This is a genomic window from Aquibacillus koreensis, from assembly GCF_025154055.1.
GTDB classification, from domain to species: domain Bacteria; phylum Bacillota; class Bacilli; order Bacillales; family Amphibacillaceae; genus Aquibacillus_C; species Aquibacillus_C koreensis.
Map to the genome: position 1 here is coordinate 1 of NZ_JAOALK010000036.1, position 20,619 is coordinate 20,619.

At 36.4% G+C, this 20,619-nt stretch carries 21 protein-coding genes and 2 pseudogenes; 17 read left to right on the forward strand and 6 right to left on the reverse strand.

Annotated elements, in window-relative coordinates:
- Positions 1 to 398: 398 nt before the first annotated feature.
- From NYQ66_RS09895 to NYQ66_RS09915, 5 genes are all read left to right on the forward strand, one after another.
- Positions 399 to 1,478: an AbrB family transcriptional regulator gene (locus NYQ66_RS09895; protein ID WP_259869202.1), complete on the forward strand. Its 1,080-nt coding sequence runs from the start codon at positions 399 to 401 to the stop codon at positions 1,476 to 1,478.
- A 77-nt stretch (positions 1,479 to 1,555) separates the two neighbouring features.
- Positions 1,556 to 1,759 carry a DUF6501 family protein gene (locus NYQ66_RS09900; protein WP_259869203.1) on the forward strand — a complete coding sequence of 68 codons (204 nt, stop codon included), beginning with the start codon at positions 1,556 to 1,558 and terminating at the stop codon, positions 1,757 to 1,759.
- A 375-nt stretch (positions 1,760 to 2,134) separates the two neighbouring features.
- Positions 2,135 to 2,404 carry a hypothetical protein gene (locus NYQ66_RS09905; protein WP_259869205.1) on the forward strand — a complete coding sequence of 90 codons (270 nt, stop codon included), beginning with the start codon at positions 2,135 to 2,137 and terminating at the stop codon, positions 2,402 to 2,404.
- A 111-nt stretch (positions 2,405 to 2,515) separates the two neighbouring features.
- A complete protein-coding gene (locus NYQ66_RS09910; protein WP_259869207.1) occupies positions 2,516 to 2,704 on the forward strand; it encodes a hypothetical protein in 189 nt (62 codons plus the stop codon).
- A gap of 14 nt (positions 2,705 to 2,718) precedes the next feature.
- Positions 2,719 to 3,201 carry a hypothetical protein gene (locus tag NYQ66_RS09915; RefSeq protein WP_259869208.1) on the forward strand — a complete coding sequence of 161 codons (483 nt, stop codon included), beginning with the start codon at positions 2,719 to 2,721 and terminating at the stop codon, positions 3,199 to 3,201.
- Between the two features lie 72 nt (positions 3,202 to 3,273).
- On the opposite strand, the gene NYQ66_RS09920 is transcribed toward NYQ66_RS09915, so the two are convergent.
- Positions 3,274 to 4,203, reverse strand: a complete 930-nt coding sequence (locus NYQ66_RS09920; protein WP_259869209.1) for a prenyltransferase — start codon at positions 4,201 to 4,203, stop codon at positions 3,274 to 3,276.
- 587 nt (positions 4,204 to 4,790) lie between these two features.
- On the opposite strand from NYQ66_RS09920, the gene NYQ66_RS09925 reads away from it, so the two are divergent.
- Entirely contained in the window at positions 4,791 to 5,342 is a 552-nt protein-coding gene (locus NYQ66_RS09925) for a histidine phosphatase family protein (protein ID WP_407652068.1), read from the forward strand.
- 39 nt (positions 5,343 to 5,381) lie between these two features.
- Here the strand turns inward: NYQ66_RS09925 and NYQ66_RS09930 are convergent, their stop codons facing one another.
- Positions 5,382 to 6,572, reverse strand: coding sequence for a M14 family metallopeptidase (locus NYQ66_RS09930; protein WP_259869210.1), 1,191 nt, complete (start codon positions 6,570 to 6,572; stop codon positions 5,382 to 5,384).
- A 250-nt stretch (positions 6,573 to 6,822) separates the two neighbouring features.
- Between NYQ66_RS09930 and NYQ66_RS09935 the strand changes: the two genes are divergently transcribed.
- Positions 6,823 to 7,062 carry an indolepyruvate ferredoxin oxidoreductase subunit alpha gene (locus NYQ66_RS09935; protein ID WP_259869211.1) on the forward strand — a complete coding sequence of 80 codons (240 nt, stop codon included), beginning with the start codon at positions 6,823 to 6,825 and terminating at the stop codon, positions 7,060 to 7,062.
- 75 nt (positions 7,063 to 7,137) lie between these two features.
- Here the strand turns inward: NYQ66_RS09935 and NYQ66_RS09940 are convergent, their stop codons facing one another.
- Positions 7,138 to 7,413 (reverse strand): acylphosphatase, encoded by a 276-nt coding sequence (locus NYQ66_RS09940; protein ID WP_259869212.1) that lies wholly within the window; start codon positions 7,411 to 7,413, stop codon positions 7,138 to 7,140.
- Positions 7,414 to 7,501: 88 nt separating this feature from the next.
- Here NYQ66_RS09940 and NYQ66_RS09945 point away from each other — a divergent pair, with 88 nt between their 5' ends.
- Positions 7,502 to 8,482, forward strand: a complete 981-nt coding sequence (locus tag NYQ66_RS09945) for a P1 family peptidase (RefSeq protein WP_259869213.1) — start codon at positions 7,502 to 7,504, stop codon at positions 8,480 to 8,482.
- A 51-nt stretch (positions 8,483 to 8,533) separates the two neighbouring features.
- On the opposite strand, the gene NYQ66_RS09950 is transcribed toward NYQ66_RS09945, so the two are convergent.
- The gene (locus tag NYQ66_RS09950; protein WP_259869215.1) at positions 8,534 to 8,845 is read right to left on the reverse strand and encodes a hypothetical protein; all 312 of its coding nucleotides are present in this window, start codon (positions 8,843 to 8,845) and stop codon (positions 8,534 to 8,536) included.
- Between NYQ66_RS09950 and NYQ66_RS09955 the strand changes: the two genes are divergently transcribed.
- From NYQ66_RS09955 to NYQ66_RS09970, 4 genes and pseudogenes are all read left to right on the forward strand, one after another.
- Positions 8,845 to 9,045, forward strand: a complete 201-nt coding sequence (locus NYQ66_RS09955; RefSeq protein ID WP_259869217.1) for a hypothetical protein — start codon at positions 8,845 to 8,847, stop codon at positions 9,043 to 9,045. The two genes, NYQ66_RS09950 and NYQ66_RS09955, sit on opposite strands and share 1 nt — an antisense overlap.
- Positions 9,046 to 9,246: 201 nt before the next feature.
- Positions 9,247 to 9,486: a hypothetical protein gene (locus tag NYQ66_RS09960; RefSeq protein ID WP_259869218.1), complete on the forward strand. Its 240-nt coding sequence runs from the start codon at positions 9,247 to 9,249 to the stop codon at positions 9,484 to 9,486.
- Between the two features lie 194 nt (positions 9,487 to 9,680).
- A complete protein-coding gene (locus tag NYQ66_RS09965) occupies positions 9,681 to 11,030 on the forward strand; it encodes a DUF2252 domain-containing protein (protein WP_259869219.1) in 1,350 nt (449 codons plus the stop codon).
- Positions 11,031 to 11,617: 587 nt separating this feature from the next.
- Positions 11,618 to 11,890: pseudogene (locus NYQ66_RS09970) on the forward strand (MBL fold metallo-hydrolase); the annotation flags it as partial.
- A 134-nt stretch (positions 11,891 to 12,024) separates the two neighbouring features.
- On the opposite strand, the gene NYQ66_RS09975 reads toward NYQ66_RS09970, so the two are convergent.
- Together NYQ66_RS09975 and NYQ66_RS09980 are read right to left on the reverse strand one after the other, a co-directional pair.
- On the reverse strand, positions 12,025 to 12,735 hold the full coding sequence (locus NYQ66_RS09975; RefSeq protein ID WP_259869220.1) for a DUF4362 domain-containing protein: 711 nt from the start codon (positions 12,733 to 12,735) through the stop codon (positions 12,025 to 12,027).
- Between the two features lie 69 nt (positions 12,736 to 12,804).
- Entirely contained in the window at positions 12,805 to 13,848 is a 1,044-nt protein-coding gene (locus NYQ66_RS09980) for an IS1595 family transposase (RefSeq protein ID WP_259869221.1), read from the reverse strand.
- Between the two features lie 89 nt (positions 13,849 to 13,937).
- Here NYQ66_RS09980 and NYQ66_RS09985 point away from each other — a divergent pair.
- The 5 genes and pseudogenes from NYQ66_RS09985 to ltrA form a co-directional block, all read left to right on the forward strand.
- Positions 13,938 to 15,359 (forward strand): annotated as a pseudogene (locus NYQ66_RS09985) (ribonuclease J); the annotation flags it as partial.
- A gap of 204 nt (positions 15,360 to 15,563) precedes the next feature.
- Positions 15,564 to 15,878, forward strand: coding sequence for a metal-sensing transcriptional repressor (locus tag NYQ66_RS09990; protein WP_259869222.1), 315 nt, complete (start codon positions 15,564 to 15,566; stop codon positions 15,876 to 15,878).
- A 16-nt stretch (positions 15,879 to 15,894) separates the two neighbouring features.
- Complete coding sequence (locus tag NYQ66_RS09995) at positions 15,895 to 18,285, forward strand: heavy metal translocating P-type ATPase (RefSeq protein WP_259869223.1); 2,391 nt, start codon at positions 15,895 to 15,897, stop codon at positions 18,283 to 18,285.
- A gap of 25 nt (positions 18,286 to 18,310) precedes the next feature.
- Positions 18,311 to 18,517: a copper chaperone CopZ gene (copZ, locus tag NYQ66_RS10000; protein ID WP_259869224.1), complete on the forward strand. Its 207-nt coding sequence runs from the start codon at positions 18,311 to 18,313 to the stop codon at positions 18,515 to 18,517.
- A 695-nt stretch (positions 18,518 to 19,212) separates the two neighbouring features.
- Positions 19,213 to 20,538, forward strand: coding sequence for a group II intron reverse transcriptase/maturase (gene ltrA / locus NYQ66_RS10005; RefSeq protein WP_259867358.1), 1,326 nt, complete (start codon positions 19,213 to 19,215; stop codon positions 20,536 to 20,538).
- Positions 20,539 to 20,619: the final 81 nt, after the last annotated feature.

Genomic DNA, 20,619 nt, shown 5'->3' on the forward strand with positions numbered 1-20,619 from the left:
AGTTTTTTAATGAATTCTTAACACTACATGAAAAGTGTATAAATGGAATAAAAGACAACCATAAGGTTGTCATGAACAGTGGTATTAAAATTAATAGAATGAAAATAACGAAAAAAACAGCTTAATAGTAAAAAGGGGAGTTTGACTTTGCTTCCTTCTCCGTAAGGAGAGAAAACGAATGCTAATGTGGTCAGTGGACCGCTTGTGCGTTGGGTGCTACCCCTACTGCCAGTTCCTATATCCAAAGTGTAGTTTTTGTACTCTAAACATAGCTGCTACATGTACGAATAGAGAGAAACAGTATGTAGAACCCACGTGGGTTTGCCCCGTGGAGAAGTCAGCATTTAATAGTGATTCATGCGGTCAGCATTGTCGAAACGCCAGAGAGAAGGATACATATGCTTTTTTTTAATAGTGGAATTTTCATTACATACTTAATTGGATCAATAGGGGGAGTAATCTCTTATTTGTTGAACCTTCCGATCCCTTGGATATTGGGTCCGTTACTGTTTATTCTTCTGTCCAAAATATTTTGTTCATTTCAAGGAGAATATTCCATAAGATTACGAAATATAGGATTTGTGATCATTGGATTTCAAATTGGTGGTACTTTTACTGCAACAACGATCGATCATGTAATTCCCTATTTGCTACCGTTTAGTATTTTGACGATCGGTATAATTTTAATAAGTATAGGGAATGGATTCTTGCTTTCAAGGTGGCTTCCTATCGATATGAAAACCAGTATGTTAGGTGCAGTTCCGGGTGGTTTATCAGTGATTATAGCTTTAAGTGAGTCTTTAAAAGCAAACGCAGCCATCGTTACGATTTTTCATACGATTCGATTACTAGCAGTACTACTTATTGTTCCCTTGCTTGCTACACAGTTATTAGTTGGTAATGATTTAAGCAGTCAGGAAGCATTTCAAAGCACTGAGGTTGAGCAAGGCCCTATTTGGACTTTAATTATCATAATTGCCATTTCTATATTAGCATGGACCTTACAAAATAAAGTACCCGCGGGGCTCGTGGTAATTCCAATGATCCTAATGGCCATGTTTCAAATTAATCATTTCCCTTTGTATCATTTTTCGGAGTATCTATATATTTTTGCTCAACTTGCTATTGGCGTCCAATTAGGATGTTCCATCTCCATTGATGATATTTCGAAGGCAGGAAAATATTGTGTGTACTATCTTATAGTGTCGATTACTTTGATTGCTATATCCTTTGGTTTTGGCTACCTTTTCAGCAAAATTACAAGCTTAGATTTAGCAACAGCCATATTAAGTCTAGTTCCGGGAGGCCTGGTTGAAATGGCATTAACGGCAGAAAGCGTTGGAGCAGATCCATCTATTGTTGGGTCATTACAAACGCTCCGTTTATTGACCATTGTATTGCTTTTGCCATTTGCGCTAAAGTATTTGTTGCAAAAGATAGAAAAACGAGAAAGCATGAATCATGAGAACAAAGTTTAGTTAATAAATACGGTAATGAAACCTGAAAAATGGTATAATACAATACATGAAAAAAATAGGATAGGTAGGGGTATGAAATGATTCATAAAGATTGGGAAAATAATATAACAATCAAACAAATAGAATGTGTTCATGCGAATGCAAAGAAGTTTGTTGTCGATACCATGTTAACACCAGGAAAAACATATGATGTGAAAAATGAGACGGAGGAATTCTATTTTATTATAGACAATTCCAATCGTATCGCGGGATTTAAAAAAGAATATTTTAAAGAAGTATAATAAATAGAAAAGAAACGTGCCTATGATTAACGGGTTCATTTCTAGAAGAGAAATCATTATATAAAAATAGGAGTACAATTCGCATAGCGTTTTGTATTCCTATTTTTATTGATATAACAACATGTATTACGTAACGCCTTTGACTCTGTATATAGCAACCCTTTAAACAAGGGAACAGAGATTTATGTACAACGTGAAATTAAGGTGTTAATAGCTATGTTACTTTAAATGTGATACATGAGGATATAAATGAGTTGTTATATTTGAAAAGGTTTTCTAGGATTTTATGTTGAAATATATAGAAAGAGACAGAACGAGCTTGTTCAACTAACGGGAATGTTGAACAAGAAAAATTTATATATTGGGGGAGAAAGAATGAAAAGGACAGTAATTGGCGGTTTTATAATGTTTGGAGGATTATTTACTACATTAACTATAATTGTGGTGGCAGCAACATATATTCCCAGTATGACTAGTTGGTCTGGTTCACAGTTGTGGTATGCAATATTTGGGGGAAAGCAATATGGGAATGATACTGTTCAAAGTTTATTCCTAGGTTTCCCATTTGTTGTAGGATTGTTGTTGTCGATTTTGGGGCTAGTAATACTAGTAATGGAGTATTTTGACAAGTCCTTTTTAAAGTGAGTTTTTTACTAACGGATGCAAATATTGAATAAGGAGTTATCGATAAGGAAGCTCCTATTGTGCTAGAGTGGCAGTATTATTCAACTAGTTAACAACAAGGAGGTTGATAACTTGAAACTATTTAGGAAGGTGAATATCACTATTGCTATTTTAGTTCTTAGTGTTATTCTTTATAATTTTTTTATAGAAGAGGTTAATTTACCGACTTATGTAATGTTTTATGTTGTCTTGGTGATGTTCTTGTTAACTATATTAGAAAAAGTTGCAAAAGAAAAAGCAAAAGAAAATAACCAAGACTAATTAGCAATCTGGAGGTGGACAAAATTATATCTAGAAAAATTATTTCGGCATCTCTCTCTGGTTCTTTATTTGCAATTTTGTTGGGACTAATTGCACCTAATCCTTTTGGTGAAACTATTTCTTCAATATCAAATTATTTATTTGATTTTGTAATAGCAACGCCTGTTTATTTGATGTACAGCTTTCCAGCTATTTTAATTTACGGAGTGTTAACCTCTATTATTAGCGATAAAGTTGGTCGATTTGTTTCAATAAAAATAGAAAAAGATAAATCTGAAATAATTATGTCAGGCATTTTACACGTTACTTTTGGTCTTGTCTTACTATTTTATAGTTTAGGTGCTGCTATATTGTTTTTTATTATTGATAGGGTTCTGCAAAAGAACAATAAAGATTATAAGGCAGTACAAGCAATCAAAAGTTTGGTAATTCCATTATCAGTTTGGCTCTTTTTTATGGGGATCGTTTATATAGAGCATCTTTTAAACATCAATTAATTGATGTTGTTCTAATAGAATAGCTTCTTCAGCCTTTTCCTTTTGACCACCCACCGTGGAAGTCTCACTTTATTATACAAAAATACCTAACCATATTGCGATAGCAAGAGCGAGGTAAAGCAGCCGCTTCTCAACTGCTGTTAATTCCTCTACATTCTCTACATTTACTCTTAAGACAATCCGGATTGCATAAATTAAGATAATACTAACACCTAATGCAGCAACCGGACGTGTCCAAGCAATCCAGATGGATAGCAATCCTACAATCATGAAGTAAAGTAAAACAGGAAATTTGGTTCCCTTTGCTCCCATACGTTCTACTGCCCATACGACAGACGTTCGTTTCATTGGTTTTGCTTTTTGGTCTGCATGTCTGTCAGGAATATGATGAAACATAACCCATGCCATGCACCAAACGGCATTAATGAGCGAATTTTGCCATGCCCAAACGGGTATAGGTGCTAGCATTATCCATGGCAAGGCAATGGCTAACGCTAGCATGGTAGGAAATAAGCAGAACCATTCTCCTATAAAAGGAATGTAAGCAAATTGAAATGGCCTCAAAGAATACGACACTGCACCCCATATACCAACTAAGGTTAAAATGGCGAATTCTAGATAACCGAATACAGTAAAAAGAAATGCTAATAAAAGTAAGAAAGCACTCATCAATGTGCCAAGCTGCTTTAACCTCGTTACCGTCATTGTATTCGTTTGGATCACTCTACTTCCACCAGAAAGTATGCCTGGACTATATTGATCTGTTCCCGATTGATGGTCCGCTATATCATTTAACACATGTGTTAATACACCATGAATCAAAATAGCACCTACCAAAAGCACAGAGGTGGTTTCCAAAAAGGATAACCACGAAATTTGATAATAAAAAATCAATGGCAGGAGTGTAGATAGAATCGTTGCTACACTGGAGAATACTACGGCAATTAGACGTAATAACATACCAATTCCTTTTAGACTAAACGTTGATTGAGTTGGAATCATAGCAAGCATCCTTTTTATTTTTGATTATGGGGGGCAGTCAACATCAAGTTTTTTATATCAACCAGTACTAGGTCATGAAATTGACATAACAACTATATATAATGATGGAAGTCCAATTAGTGTATATTTCACCCAATCAAATATCCATAAACATAATTTGCGGTATCATATCAAATCCTTCACTACCAACTTGCTCCAAATGAATACGATATTTCATCCAAAATATAAAAACATTCCAATAAAAATAGCCAGCAGGATGAAGTTAAAGGAACATTTCATATCTAAAAAGGTTACCCAAAACTTACCCCAATAAGAAAATAAATATCCGGAATTTTAATAAGGAGTATCTCATAAGTCCACCCCAAAATGGTAATTGTAAAAATAATCCTAACTTTTCATAAAATTAAGTTTAAATCACACTGAACTTTATTTAAATGTGCAAATTACTTATTATGGATGAATAATAAGCACATATAAAGGAAAACTAATAAAGTGTGAAAATTTTGGTAAATAATCAATATTTATACTTGTCTTAAGGATGATTATGACTAATAATGGAAGTAATATCTTTTTAGGAGATGATTGATTTGGTCAAGAGACTATTTATGGTTCGTCATTGTAATGCAGAAGGTCAACATAAAGACTCGCCATTAACAAAAGATGGGATAGAACAGTCTCAATTATTATCTACATTTCTAGAAAATAATAACAATTTGATTGATCGAATTATATCTAGTCCTTATTTAAGAGCAATTGAAAGTATTAGACCATATGCTCTAACGCATAACATACCTATTGAAATCGATTATCGTTTACAAGAAAGATTGCTAAGTCAAGAACCAATTGACGATTGGATGGATGTATTGGAAGAATCCTTTACTAATTTTGATTTTTGTCTTCCAGGAGGAGAGTCTTCTAACGATGCCTTGGACCGAGCGTATAAGGTAATAGAGGAAGTGCTTAATGACAAGGCTTCTGAAAATGTTGTAATTGTAACACATGGAAATCTGTTAGCACTACTATTACATCGTTTTCAAGGAGATATCGGTTTTAATCATTGGAAGGAACTAACAAATCCAGATATATTTCTAGTACAAGGAAAAGAACAGGAATATTCTGTGGAACGTATATGGGCATAACTTTATGTACCGTGTAGACGTGTAGCCACGCCTACATTGTTACATATAGAGACTTGCAAGCAAAATCCCTTTGGCTGCTCGATATATTTGATTGAACTGGCTTATTGGTAATGGATTAGTCCCTCTTCCTAATTCAGTTGTGAAGCCGGGACGATTCCAATCTTGAATAAACCAATCCTTGTATCCAGCAAAGCTATCTACTGTTTGAATGGGCTGATATCCACTTACATTCGCATATTCGTTTACGATCACTTCTGCTTCTGGTGGTTCTTGGTCCTCGAAGCCCCAATAAATAACTTGCCCTTGAGTGTGAAATGCATTAACTCTTGAGAAGTCTCTATACTCTGTCAGTTCTGCCATTGCCTGTGCTTCTGGTTCAGATAATGGAGATGGGCCTGCATAGTCTCTAGGACCAGGTTGTTGTGCTTTTCTTTCCTTTTCAATTTCCCATCCTGCTGGAAACTGATTGTTTAAATCTACCCCACGAATGTTTGCTTTCCAATTAGAAAAATCAGTACTTCCATTATTCATTTCAATGACATCACTTCGATAAGGTTCCTGGTTTGGTGGGCCATTTACAACTAGATTGACACCATCTGGATTAACCATTGGAACAAGGGATAACATCGTAATTTGATACAGCGATGAAAGGTCGATGTTAGACATGGATCCATTATTTGTTAGACCGAGCAGGTAATCATTTAAAAAAGTCATAAGAATAGGTGTAGTTATCCATTCATTTGCATGAAAAGAACCATTGACATGTACTCGTTTGCTGCCGTTCCCAACTCTCACTTCATATAAATTTTTCCCCATTACTGATTTCCCTATAATCTCTTGTATAATAAAAGGATATACATTGGCTAATTCTCTCAGATCTTGTTGAAACTTTTGGAAGTCGTATTGATCAACATCATTTACTAATCGCCATGTTACACGAAGCGGAACTTGAATAGTTTGACCTATTTGAAGTTGATTAGGATCAATGGATTGATTTAGCAGTAAAATGGCATCTGCATTAATATTTCTTCTTTGAGCAATGGACCAGATGGTATCTCCACTTTTGATCGTATAGTCATTTGTTACAAAACCGGGGATTAGAACTGTTTGCCCAACCGATAATTGATTTGGGTTAATTTGGCGATTGGAATCTAAGAGCAGTCGTTGGGATACCTGAAATAATTGACTATAATACCATAAAGAATCACCTTGTCGGACTGTTATCTGCATACCATTCCTCCTCATCTTACACAGGATAGTATATGAATGAATTGCCCAGAAAGTTAATCGTGTAAATAATTATCGATCACTGGGAAAAAAGGGATTTCTTTTCTACAGGTAATAAATCAATTTCGACATATACTAATAACATATATAAAAAACCTTTTCTATCATGGAAGAAATAGGCTATAATGTTACCTGATGAACATTTTTTATGCTAATATAGAGAATAGCAAGTTTGATAAAGGAGGAGTTTTACTTGGCTTTTGTTATTACATCACCTTGTAAAGTAGAAAAAGCAGGCGAATGTGTAGAAGTTTGTCCTGTAGATTGTATAGAAGAGGGAAAAGATATGTTCTATATCGATCCTGATATATGTATCGATTGTGGTGCATGTGAAGCAGTTTGTCCGGTAGAAGCAATTTTCATGGAAGATGAAGTTCCAGATAATGAACATGAGTATATTGCTTTAAATCGTCGTTTCTTTGAAGAAAAATAAGAAACTAACCATAGATTACATGGATTAACCTATATAGAGACTGACTTTTCCGATTGGACAAGTCAGTCTCTTTGCTTAATGGCTAATCTTAAAATAATTATAACCTTTTAAATCCTGGTACACCTCGATATCTACATGGTTGACCTTAATAAAAGGGCTTGGTCCTTCCTTTATTTGTTCAATAAATTGATAAACGTCCTTATTCTCCCCTTCGACATCTATTTCAACTGTTCCATCTTCCAAATTTCGTACCGAACCATTTACTCCATTCACCTCAGCGAGCTGCTTTGATGATGCTCGAAAGCCAACGCCTTGTACTCTTCCGTGGACAATCATGTGAGCTCGAATCATAATACCACTCCATTTTAGTTGTTTTTATATGTTTTACCTTATACGATTACATTAAAACAAATTGTGATAAGAAAAGGAGGAATTAGAAGTGAGGAAATTTAATATTCATGAGTTGGATGATTTCAAAATAGGTCATGACCAAAATTACAATTCAGTCACTGGTTGTACAGTGATTTTATGTGAAAAGGGGGCGACGACGGGCGTTGATGTTCGAGGTGGCGCACCAGGAACAAGAGAAACAGATGTGTTAAAGCCGGAAAATCTAGTCGATCATGTACATGGTGTGTTTTTGACTGGTGGGAGTGCATATGGTCTAGATGTAGCTGCTGGGGTTATGAAGTATCTAGAAGAAATAAATGTTGGGTTTGATGTTCAAGTAGCTAAAGTTCCAATTGTAACTGGAGCTGTTTTATTTGATTTGGCTATAGGAGACGCAAAAGTACGTCCTGATAAATATATGGGGTATCAAGCTTGTTTAAATACAGTACATCATTCAAGTCAACATGGCAGTATAGGTGCAGGTACTGGTGCGACGGTTGGGAAATGTCTAGGGCCTGATTATGCTATGAAATCTGGTATAGGTACATATGCACTTCAAATAGGTGAATTGAAAGTAGGTGCGATTGTTGCTGTTAATAGCTTTGGTGATATTATTGATCCAGGTACAAATCAAATTATTGCAGGTGCATACGATCGCGTTACGAAGACCTTTTTAAATACTGAAAAACAAATGGCAAATCAACTTCAGAAGAATAACGCAACCAATCGTTTTTCCGGTAATACAACGATTGGTACAATCATGACAAATGCGAAGTTAACGAAAGCACAAGCGAACAAAATTGCATCGATGGCACATGATGGGATTGCAAGAACGATGCGACCAGCGCATACGATGGTGGATGGTGATACAATTTTCTCCATGGCTGTAGGAGATGTGGATGCTGATATTAGTACGGTTGGAATGTTAGCCGCTAAAGTAATGGAACAAGCAATTCTAGAAGCAATAAAGGCATCGGATGATTTAGTAGATGTACCTGGTTATCAAAGTGTTCATGTGGAAGCAAATTAGCTGTTTCAAAAAAGGGGGGATTTTTTCGTTAGTGTTTTAGCTATCCATATTTCATTTGAAAAATCTTATTCCTAAAAATAAATTAGAAAGTACAATTTTCTTTTGATACGCATCAAAATGCGTAACTAGCGAAGCTAAAAGAAACGCTTGATCTTTCATATATAATTCTTGATCCAGATCCATCATATGTCCTTCATCGGTTTTATCGTACATATAGTTGATACATAGCTCTTTCAGTTCCTGAAAGTACATTGTTATAGAACCGTCTGTAATAAGTGGTTGCAAGATCTGATAAAGTACATATTGCAATATTTCTGGCTCACTTTCCAACGCACTGTAAGAGGCAGGTAGACTTTCTATCATTGGCTAACGACCGGGATTATCGTACACTTGACTCACAATTTGATGGTGAAAAAGAAGGTATCATTTCAGACGGTGTCGGAAAAGAAATTGGGATCAGAACGGAAAATAAAAATGCGAATAACTCATTTCATGTGAATGCAGTAAAAAAGGATCCAGACATGGAGAAATTCCAACAATCTTTAAACACAGATAAGGAATGAATTATCATTTAAAGAGCGTACATCTAAGTCAAAGGATGTATGCTTATTTGCATTTTCTTTTCTTCTATTTTTCTAGTAAATATCATAGAAGTAGGTATAGGTGATTCTTTCTCTAAATATACTTAAGTATAATTCTTCTAAGTTATATATTGTGTTACGGTATAATAGCCATCCGTATATTAAATCGAAAGGAGAATGCATGTGAATCAATTACAATCATTATTAGAAGACCAAGTAAATAGTATGGATACTGCACTTATTTATCTCGTGATTTTTCTTTTTGTTTCTACATTTTTTATTTCTATTCTTGTAAAGTTTGTACTTTTCTTTTTACCTCTTGTACCTAAGTTAATCAAGAAAATAGTAGTGAAAATAGCTATCTTTATATCAGCTGCTCTCGCAGTATTTATTTGGTGGCAAGTCGTTTTGCCACTTGTTTAGTCGACTTGCCTTATTGTTAAAAACTGATTATTGGTCTATTTGACCAATAATCAGTTTATTTTTTTGTGAATCATATGATGTCGATTTCATTCATATTATTGGATTATTTGTACGAGATAAAAGGGATTAAGGTAAAAAGATAGAATTAGTAAATCACACCATTTTAAAAATCATGATTTTGGAGGAAGGTTACTATGGTTCAACAAGTAAAAGAAAGGATTCAAACCACAAAAAAGTATTTAAGAAAACAAACCCTTCATACTATATTGGAGCAATTTGATGATCAATTAATGAAGCTTAGTAAGAAAGATCGTCGTGTCAAATATGACAAGATGAAACAAAATCCGTATAGTTTCTTCAGAGGAAGTGCCTATCTATTCTACTACGATGTCACGACTATGCCTTTTTCTTATCATACACCTATAGATAAACCGACGTGGGTCATGGGAGATCTCCATTTTGATAACTTTAGCGCATTCCAAAATGAAGACGAAGATATTGTGTTTGATGTAGATGATTTTGATGAAGGATATGTAGGTTCTTATTTGTTTGATGTTTTACGGATGGTTGTTAGTATTCGTCTCTTAGGGGAACAACAAGGATTTCATGAAGAAGAGCAAGACCAATTTGTAGAAAAGTTTTTAAAGAGCTATTATAAGCAATTACGTAAATTCGTATCAGGTGACTTTAACCCTGTAACAACACAATTTACTGTTGATCATACAAAGGGTCCGGTCAGAAAGACACTAAAAAAGTTGGAACTAAGAAAAGCAACGCATGAACTCGATAAGCAAACGAGCTTGGATGAACATGGGAACAGAAAGTTTGATCGTGAGAATATAAAGTTAGATTCTATCTCTAATAATGAGTATAAAGAGATTATTAGAAACTGGGAACAATATATCGCAAGTTTATCTGAAGAGACGTTTAAAGGAAAAGAGCATTATCAAATAAAAGATATTGTGAAAAAGAGTGGTGCGGGTATTGGATCAACAGGCTTGAAGCGGTTTTATATACTAATAGAGGGTCAACATAATAACGCACACCATGATGACATTATACTAGAGGTGAAAGAAGCACGAGCGCCTGTACCTGCGTATTTCTTTCCATATAGCGATGCATTTTGGGAAGTGAATAATCATCAAGGTAAACGAGTTATAGCAACACAAAAAGCAATGCATCACAAAGCAGACCCTTACTTAGGATATCTTACGATGCAAAACAGGGATTACTATGTAAGAGAACGGTCAGCCTATGAAAAAGATTTGAAACCAAAACAACTAGTAGAATATAAATCAGTGAAGCAAACAGTGAAGTCGATGGGGAAAATAACGGCGAAGATTCATGCACGAGCAGATGAAGACATTGAACACGGATTACTTGAATATCATAGTGAAACAGAAATAATAAAAGCGATCGGTAATAATGTAGATGGATTCTTTAACGAAATGATTGGGTGGTCGAAGTTCTATAAAGAGCGTGTAGAGCAAGACTATTTGTTATTTAATGAATGGTTAGAAGAATACTTTTACAAAAAGAACTAGTTATCGTATGTAAAATGCCCTCTTTTAGGAGGGCATTTTATAATGCGCTTAGAGAACGAGTGTGGAGGTTGGCGTAGATTTCGGTTGGTACCAATCCCCGTTAGTATTGCGTTCATATTCTACGTTTTTCCCACAGGACTGACAACATATTCTTTTAGTATGACTATTGATGTATTTATCAAAATATTGCGTTTTAGGTTTCGTATCCATTTCACCGAGTAGAAAAAGCATATGCTCATAACAGGAAAAACATTGATTTAGCCTTCTCATATATTCACCTTCCCTTTGTTATGTAGAACCACAACTAGAATATTCAAAAGTAGTGCAAGGAATGACAAGAAAATGATTAAATAATAAATATAATAGCTCTTAAAATTTGTTCAAAGAGTAGTTCGAAATCTCATATTTTTTTTATGTAATTAAGTACGACTAGATATTATCGCTCATAATCATCCGGATAATAGTTCGTTCTTTTAATACTCGTGTGGAATTTATGGTGTGCTTTTATCGAAGTTATCCTTCCTATCTTAATAAGTGAATCAATAAAAGGGCATACTATCGTCAATATGAAGGTGGGAGGGTAAGATATGAGTATTGAACAAAATGGACTATCCATTTTCGCCTTAGGCGGCCTAAATGAAATAGGGAAGAATATGTATGCAATAGAGACGAAGGACGATATTATTGTAATTGATTGCGGAAACAAGTTTCCCGATGAAAGTTTGTTAGGAATCGACTTGATCATCCCAGATATTTCATACTTAATGGAAAAGAAAGAGAAAGTAAGAGCGCTTATTGTAACACATGGACATGAAGATCATATTGGAGGCATTCCTTTTTTCCTTGGCTATGTTAAAGTTTAATGTTGATAATAGGTAGAAAAATGGAACTTCCTAATTTATGGAAGTTCCATTTTATTACTAAATTGCTTCTTCAATTAACGCAATGTTACTTTAAGTGTGTTGTTTAACAGTTAACTGGCAGTAAATTAAAGTCACTTTACAAAAGTAGAAATGCGAGAAGCTATTGCTTTGGATGGAGTAGTATCGAATGTCTGGCTACTATACCAGGTTCTTACTTCATCTCCAATTTTTAATTCTTTAATTTCATCTTTACTTTCACTGTTGAACTCTGTTTCTTCCGTATATTTAACCTCAACCTCTTTTTTATCATCTTGAATAAACAACGAACTGTCACTTTTTTTAACTATATTTCCTTCTATCCCCATGATTAACTCAACACGTACAAGAAATGTATTTGCTACTTCGTCTGATTCACAACCAGATAACACATATGCTTCCTTGTCTCGTATTTCAGTTTCAACAATCTCCTCACAAGTGGTTGTCATAATACTATTTGGTTCATCACCCATATATTGAGTTTGGTCGTATGTGTAAGAAATCTTTTCATTAAATACAAGGTTATAGAAGGCAGGAAGTCCATCTGCTCCATATATTAAAATACGTATAGAATCTGGTTGACCTTCTTCTACATGTTCTAAGAAAGAATGAAGCCGTTGATAATTAGTTATTCTACCAGCACTTAATATCACATCTCCGTTTTCATTTGCATGTTCAACTGCATCTGAACGGAGATAAGGTTTAATAGGGTTACCTATTATGTTCTCTTCCATATTTGCACTTTCATTACAAGCCGATAGGAATGGTAGAAATATGACAAATAACAGAATTAACAATATTCGCATTTCCATCTCTCCTTTCAAAGTAATTGAATCATCCGCATAACTGCCCGTTCGTTGTACAAGAAATACTGTCTATGTCGTAAAACTTGAAAACCTAATTGTATCATAGGTTTCCATATTTTGTATCAAATTCCCTTTAATCATCAAGTCTTTCATGGTAACAGAATTCCTTTGATGTTGAATCGATTCTAACACTTGAAACCATGTTAGATAATTGTTCAGATATTTAGTTGCAACCCCATTAAAACGTTGTATCCATCCTTTAAGTCTGCGATGGTAATTGTTGACGTTCTGGATGTGATAAAGACCCTTTGTGCGAACCTTGCCATCCGACTTGAATTGATAAATATCCATGCCTTTTTCCGTAGCATATGTTTTAAAGGCACGCCAAGAATCGGTGCATAATACATTTTCGCTTGAAAGTTTATGTCCGATAGCTTTATCTAATTGTTCTTTTGTTAATCGACCCATTCCCAAAGTCTGCGAAAAAGTCATCTTTTCACGGTCTCTTGCGACTAAGACACATACTTGTTCGTTGCTTATTCCACGTTTCTTAGCGGAACCGCCACGTTTGCGGGGTTTTCTGTCTTTAATCTTTCTTTGTCCCTTTTCTGAGTACAGGAAATAGGTCTCGTCCATTTCAACGATACCTTCGAAATTTGATATTTCCATTTGCTTTAATGAAGCTAAGAGCTTGTGTCTCCAGTAAAATAATGTGACGTGAGAAACACCTTCAACTAATTCGGCAGATTTACGCAGAGAATATCCTTCTATCATACATTCAATGAATTTAAACCATTTATTGAGACGACGGGTTCGATACAAAGCGGTATTTGTAAGGTCAGTAAATGTCTTTTTACACGCTTTACAGCGATAACGTTGTTTTTCTACTTCTTCGCCTTCAACAATTGTTGAGTATGTTCCGTACCGAACGATATGTTCCGATTCGCAATCAGGGCAATGATAACCACTTTTATTTTTACGTTCAGTTATTTCTTGCAGAACAGTTCCTGTCGAGGAAGATGCAGTAAGAGCATCAATTAAATACTCACGTAAACGATGTTTTTCTGCGGGGCTTAGTTTTTGAATGGCTTTTAGAATATCCGTTGCTCTCACGTTTATCACCAACTTGATTATAATTAAGGCTATTATAGAACGTTAGTTCCCGTAAAGCAAATAACAACAACAAACATTAACAGAGCCTTTTCCTTAAAAAGTTAAATGTACCTGTCTATGGAACACGTTTTACTTTAGGGTTAATTGAATTAAAACTAAAGGAACATAGAATCTTACGTGAAACAGAGTTAGTGGAAATTGATTCTAGCTCTAAAGTTAACTTTGATGAGATAAGTGTAGAATTTTTTAAAGTAAACCATAGTATTCCTGATTGTTTGGGGATTGTGTTTCATACTCCTGAAGGTAAAGTGGTACATACCGGGGACTTTAAATTTGATTTAACGCCAGCAAATGATGAACGATCTGATATTCACAGAATGGCAGAGATAGGGAAAGACGGCGTATTACTATTACTTTCTGAAAGTACCAATGCGGAACGTCCAGGTCTAACACCATCCGAACAAATGGTAGGAGACCATTTAGATGAAGCATTTAGAAAAGCAAGGCGTAAAGTCATTGTTTCTACTTTTGCTTCCAATATCAATCGAGTGCAACAAGTGGTAGCTGCTACAATCAAAACAAACCGTAAGCTGGCGTTACTAGGCAGGAGCATGGTGAATGTTGTACAGGTTGCAATGGAACGAGGGTATTTAGATGTACCTGAAGGGATGTTAATTGATCAAGATCAAATACATGATTTTGATCCGGAAAAAGTAACAATACTTTGTACAGGTAGTCAAGGGGAACCGCTCGCGGCACTTTCTCGTCTTTCCACGGGTAACTTTAGGGGAGTCGAAATTCATCCTGATGATACAGTAATAATGGCTGCTGGTCCAATACCAGGAAATGAACGAAATGTTACCAAGATTATCGATAACTTATTTGCACTACGAGCGAATGTTATCTATGGCTCTGGTGTTTCAACAGGTATGCATGTGTCAGGTCATGGATACCAAGAAGATTTAAAGTTGATGCTTACTTTAATGATGCCGAAGTATTTCATTCCTATTCACGGTGAATATAGAATGCTTCATATGCACCGATTGCTTGCAGAATCTGTAGGTATAGACCAAGAGAATACGTTTCTTATGGAAAATGGTGATGTAGTAGATATAAATGAATTAACAGCACGGCAAACAAGAAAAATTCCAACTGGTAACACGTACGTCGATGGAATTGGGATTGGCGATGTGGGAGACATTGTACTACGAGACAGAAAGCAATTGTCAGAAGATGGCATGTTAGTCGTGGTGCTTACCATGAGTAAAAACGATAAAAAACTGATATCAGAGCCAGATACGATTTCACGTGGATTTGTTTATGTTCGGAACGCAGAAGAGTTAATTAGTGATATAAATCGAGTAATCATCAAAACTACCCAAGACTTGCAGAAAGAGAATAAGAATCAATGGGCTGACATTAAACGAAATGTGAGAAAATCGGTAGGGCAATATATCTTTAATAAAACGAAGAAAAAGCCAATGGTTTTACCTATAATTATAGAGGTATGATCTTTCGAATGTGTTAAGACTATCCCGCGTTATCACGAGGGGTAGTTTTTTTAGTGCAAATGTGGGATTTATCACTACAGTGCTCAAGCAAAACGTGTAACATTTGGTATGCGATTTAGGATATAACAGAATTTAGAATTAAAAACTTGAATAAACAAACCATACCGTGGTAGGGTATATATATAAGAAGGGTGTGATCACAATATGACAAATGAATTGACACACAACCATGACAAACAACCAGTCAAGCCAAGATCGGAGTCAGAACAGAAAAATGTATTAAATCGTTTAAAAAGAATAGAAGGTCAAGTAAGAGGAATTCAAAAAATGGTTGAAGAAGAACGTTACTGCATTGATATTTTAGTTCAAATAAGTGCAATAAATGCAGCTTTGAAAAATACAGGCATGCAGTTACTTGAAAGACACATGCACCACTGTGTTTCACATGCAATTAAAACAGGTAATGGTGAAGAATCGATAGAAGAATTAATGAAAGTGATGCAACAATTTTCGAAGTAGTAGGGAGGTTAGTAATATGTCAACGAAGCATATAAACTTTGGCATTACTGGTATGACCTGTGCTGCTTGTTCCACAAGGATTGAAAAATCCTTAAACAAAATGGATGGGGTAAATGCGAATGTGAACTTAGCTATGGAAAAGGCAGCGATCGAATATCAAGAAGACAAAGTAACTGCCCGTGACTTATCGGAAAGAATTGAGAAACTAGGGTACGGTGTGCATAGGGAGCAAGTGGAATTTGATATATATGGTATGACGTGTGCGGCTTGCTCGACAAGAATTGAAAAGGTTCTAAATAAAATGGAAGGCGTGGAAGCCTCCGTTAACTTAACCACTGAAAAGGGTATGGTTGCATATCAACCAGGACTTGTTCGTGTGGAACAGATCCAAGAAAAAGTAGCCAAGCTAGGGTACGAGGCAAAGCTAAGCCAAAATCGCGAAGAGCAAAAGAATCATAAAGAGACTGAAATTCAACGTCAGAAAGTAAAACTAATTATTTCGACGATTTTATCATTGCCACTGTTGTACGCCATGGTGGGGCATTTACCATGGGATTTAGGAATTCCAATGCCAATGCTTTTAATGGATCCATGGGTTCAATTCTTATTCGCAACACCTGTTCAATTTTATGTTGGGTGGCAATTTTATGTAGGAGCGTACAAAAATCTAAAAAACAAAACTGCAAATATGGATGTACTTGTTGCAGGGGGAACATCGGCTGCTTATTTTTATAGTTTAGTGGAAGGTATTCGGGCAACAATAATTCCAACATATGTACCTCACTTGTATTATGAAACAAGTGCGGTATTAATCACTTTAATTCTCGTTGGTAAGCTTTTTGAGTCTATGGCAAAAGGGAGAACAACAGCTGCTATCTCTAAATTGTTAAGTTTACAGGCAAAGGATGCTACGGTAATTCGAGATGGTGAAGAGGTTAATGTGCCTCTTGAACAAGTGGCAGTTGGAGATCAGTTAGTTGTTAAACCAGGTGAAAAGATACCCGTGGATGGTATCATTGTATCAGGTAAATCTTCCATAGATGAATCAATGATAACTGGTGAATCAATTCCAATCGAGAAGAATGCAGGCGATAATGTCATAGGATCCACCATTAATAAAAATGGAAGACTACAAATGGAGGCAACAAAAGTAGGAAAGGATACAGCACTTGCTTCTATTATTAAGGTTGTAGAGGATGCACAAGGATCAAAAGCTCCTATACAACGTATGGCTGATGTAATTTCAGGTATTTTTGTCCCAATTGTTCTGGTCATTGCATTATTGACATTTTTAATATGGTTCTTTGTAGTAGATCCGCAAAACTGGCCGGCAGCACTAGAAGCTTCCATTGCTGTATTAGTTATTGCTTGTCCATGTGCACTTGGGTTAGCAACACCAACATCGATAATGGTGGGTACAGGGAAAGGTGCAGAGACAGGTGTCCTTTTCAAGGGTGGAGAACATCTAGAGATGGCGCATAAAGTAAATGCAATTATCTTAGATAAAACGGGGACTGTAACGAAAGGTGCTCCGGAAGTGACAGACATACACTATATATTAGAAGAATCACTTCCTTATCTAATTGCGGCAGAACGTTCTTCAGAGCACCCGTTGGCAGATGCAATTGTTGACTATGGAAAACAACAAGGGGTAAAAGATCTTCAAGTATCTGCGTTCGAGGCTATACCCGGGCATGGTATTGAAGCGATAACTGATGACAAAAAGGTTTTGGTTGGTACTAGAAAATTAATGAAAGAAAACAAGATTGAATTTGAACAATATGAACAACAAATGATGCAGTTTGAGTCAGAAGGTAAAACTGCCATGATGTTCGCTATTGATCATCAACTTGCTGGAATTGTAGCAGTAGCTGATACCGTGAAACAAAACGCAAAAGCTTCTATAGCTAAGTTAGAAGAATTAGGTATTGATGTGTACATGATTACTGGTGACAATGAGCGCACAGCTAAAGCGATAGCTAACCAAGTAGGTATTGAACATGTCTTTGCTGAAGTCTTACCAGAAGATAAGGCGAATCATGTGAAAAAACTTCAACAAAAAGGAAAAAAGGTCGCCATGGTTGGTGATGGTATTAATGATGCGCCTGCCTTAGCAACTGCTGACATAGGAATTGCCATTGGTACTGGTACAGATGTGGCGATTGAAACTGCGGGCATAACCTTAGTTGGTGGAGACCTTTCTAATATACCGAAGGCAATAGGGTTAAGTAGGAAAACAATGACGAATATTCGCCAAAACTTATTCTGGGCATTAGCTTACAACTCCGCTGGTATTCCAATTGCTGCATTAGGTCTGTTGCAACCTTGGATTGCTGGAGCAGCGATGGCTTTTAGTTCTGTATCTGTTGTTACGAACGCTTTACGATTAAAGCGAGTAAAAATATAAAATTACAATACTAGGAGGTAAAATAATGAAAAATATAACATTAGAAGTAAAAGGAATGACATGTGGACATTGCAAATCAGCAGTAAATGGTGCACTTGAGGAATTAGCAGGTGTAGAAAGAGTGGAAGTTAATTTAGAAACAGGAAAAGTAGAAGTGGGTTATGATGAGTCAAAAGTAGATGAAAATAAATTGAAAGAAGCTGTTGAAGAACAAGGATATGATGTTGCTTAATTGTTAACAAGTAAAGCAGAAAGCGTGCGTAACGCTTTCTGCTTTTGTGCGCTTGGCAGCGCATCGGACTAATGGGTGAAAGTCCCAAACACACCGTAGTGGCGGAAGTGTATAGCTGACAGGTAGTGCATTGTCCGTGAGGAAGTGTGCGGAGGACCTGAAGGCAAAACCTGGAACAGGCGACAATTCAACCGTGTTGGCTGGTAGAGTCGGATAACCCTGCAAAAGAAGGGAGTGTCCTATTCCACAAGAGGACTCTGCTAGTTATGAGGACTGGATTCAGGTGAAAGCCCGGTGACGTGACCCAAGGAGATCTCATCGTCTCCACATTGTGGTAACCTTCAATCAAGTCTGGGATGGACAAGATGAAGTTATGGGTGGTAAGAAGTCAGAGCAGGGGATAGTAGTGATCAAGCTTACTGGAAAAGTCGCAAAGGTAAGTGACTTAGTACTTTGTTACTGAGAGGAGCCCTCTAACCTAAAAGGTAGGGACTTTATGCGAAGCCCGTCTGTCCGTGGAAGAAAAACCGAGTTATCTTAGAATATGTCATGTCCATACAGAAACCGATAGGACAAATCCGTAGATTCGGGGTCGAACAGAAGGGTAGACCGTATGGGGCGTAGTACTTGTGAAACTGCTGATATTGCCGAAGTTGGGCTAGTCAATCAACAGAATGAAAGGAAAGAAACGGAACATGAACGGAAAAGAAGACAAACAAGGTTTTCGTGAGGGAGCAAAGACCCCACAAAAGAGAAAGTGGTATAGTCTCATAGATAAAATATGGGTAATGCCAAACATGGAGGAAGCCTTTAAAGAGGTTAAAAGGAACCGTGGAGCCGCAGGGGTAGATGGAATAACAGTTAAGGCTTTTGAATTTGGAGTGGAGGATAATGTACAAATCCTTCAACGTGAATTACAAGAAAAGACATACAAGCCGAGACCAGTTAAACGTGTATATATTCCGAAGGCTGATGGTTCAAAACGACCTCTAGGTATCCCAACCGTGAGAGACCGAGTAGTACAGGCTTCTGTACGTAGAATAATAGAACCAATCTTTGAAGCTAAATTTCTTGATTGTAGTTTTGGCTTTAGACCGAATCGAAGTGCACATATGGCATTAGATAAAGTCCGAAAGGATTTAATGGATGGTTATGTGTATGTAATTGATGCAGACCTAAAATCATACTTTGATACAATTCCGCATGATAAACTAATGTCGTTGGTTAGAGAAGAAATAGTGGATGGAAGTGTTATTGGATTACTCGAGAGTTTCCTCCAAGCAGGAGTTATGGAGGGTGGCAGTTTCCACTTAAACGAAAAAGGATCTCCACAGGGTGGTGTCATCAGTCCGCTACTTGCGAACGTATATTTGCATCCGTTGGATGAACTTATGACAGAGAGAGGGCATCGCATTACAAGATATGCAGATGACTTTGTCATCTGTTGTAAATCACAAAAGGGTGCTGAGCGAGTACTCAAGTCAGTTACTCGATTCCTTGAAGAAAAGCTTGGGCTTATAGTTCACCCGGAAAAGACTAAGATTGTAAATAATATGAAAGAAACATTTGTCTTTCTTGGACATGAATTTAAGAAGGGTTACTGGGTTAAGCCTTCAGAAAAGTCAATAGAGAAGTTTAAGACTAAAATCAAGGAAATTACAAAACGAAACCAAACGATTAATATTAGAGTTTTGGTAAAAGAGAAACTAAACCCTTATCTACGTGGATGGGGAAACTATTTTGGACACTGGCATACAAAGACAATGTTTACTGAATTTGATAAGTGGATTAGAAGAAGATTGCGGTCAGTACAACTTAGGAGTTGGCGGAAAATAAGAAAGCTACATAGGGAATTACGTAGAAGAAAATGGGAAGGAGAACTTCCACGCTTACGAATGTACGCTTGGAGAAGTTCGAAATGCACACCAGTGCATACAGCACTTTCCAATAAATGGTTTAGAGAAATAGGTCTCGTATTTCTTGTGGATATTTACAATGAACATCATCCCCAACGGGGATAATCGCGGAGGAGCCGTATGCGAAGACCCGCACGTACGGATCTGTGAGAGGCGCATGAATAAAATTCATGCGCCTACTCTATT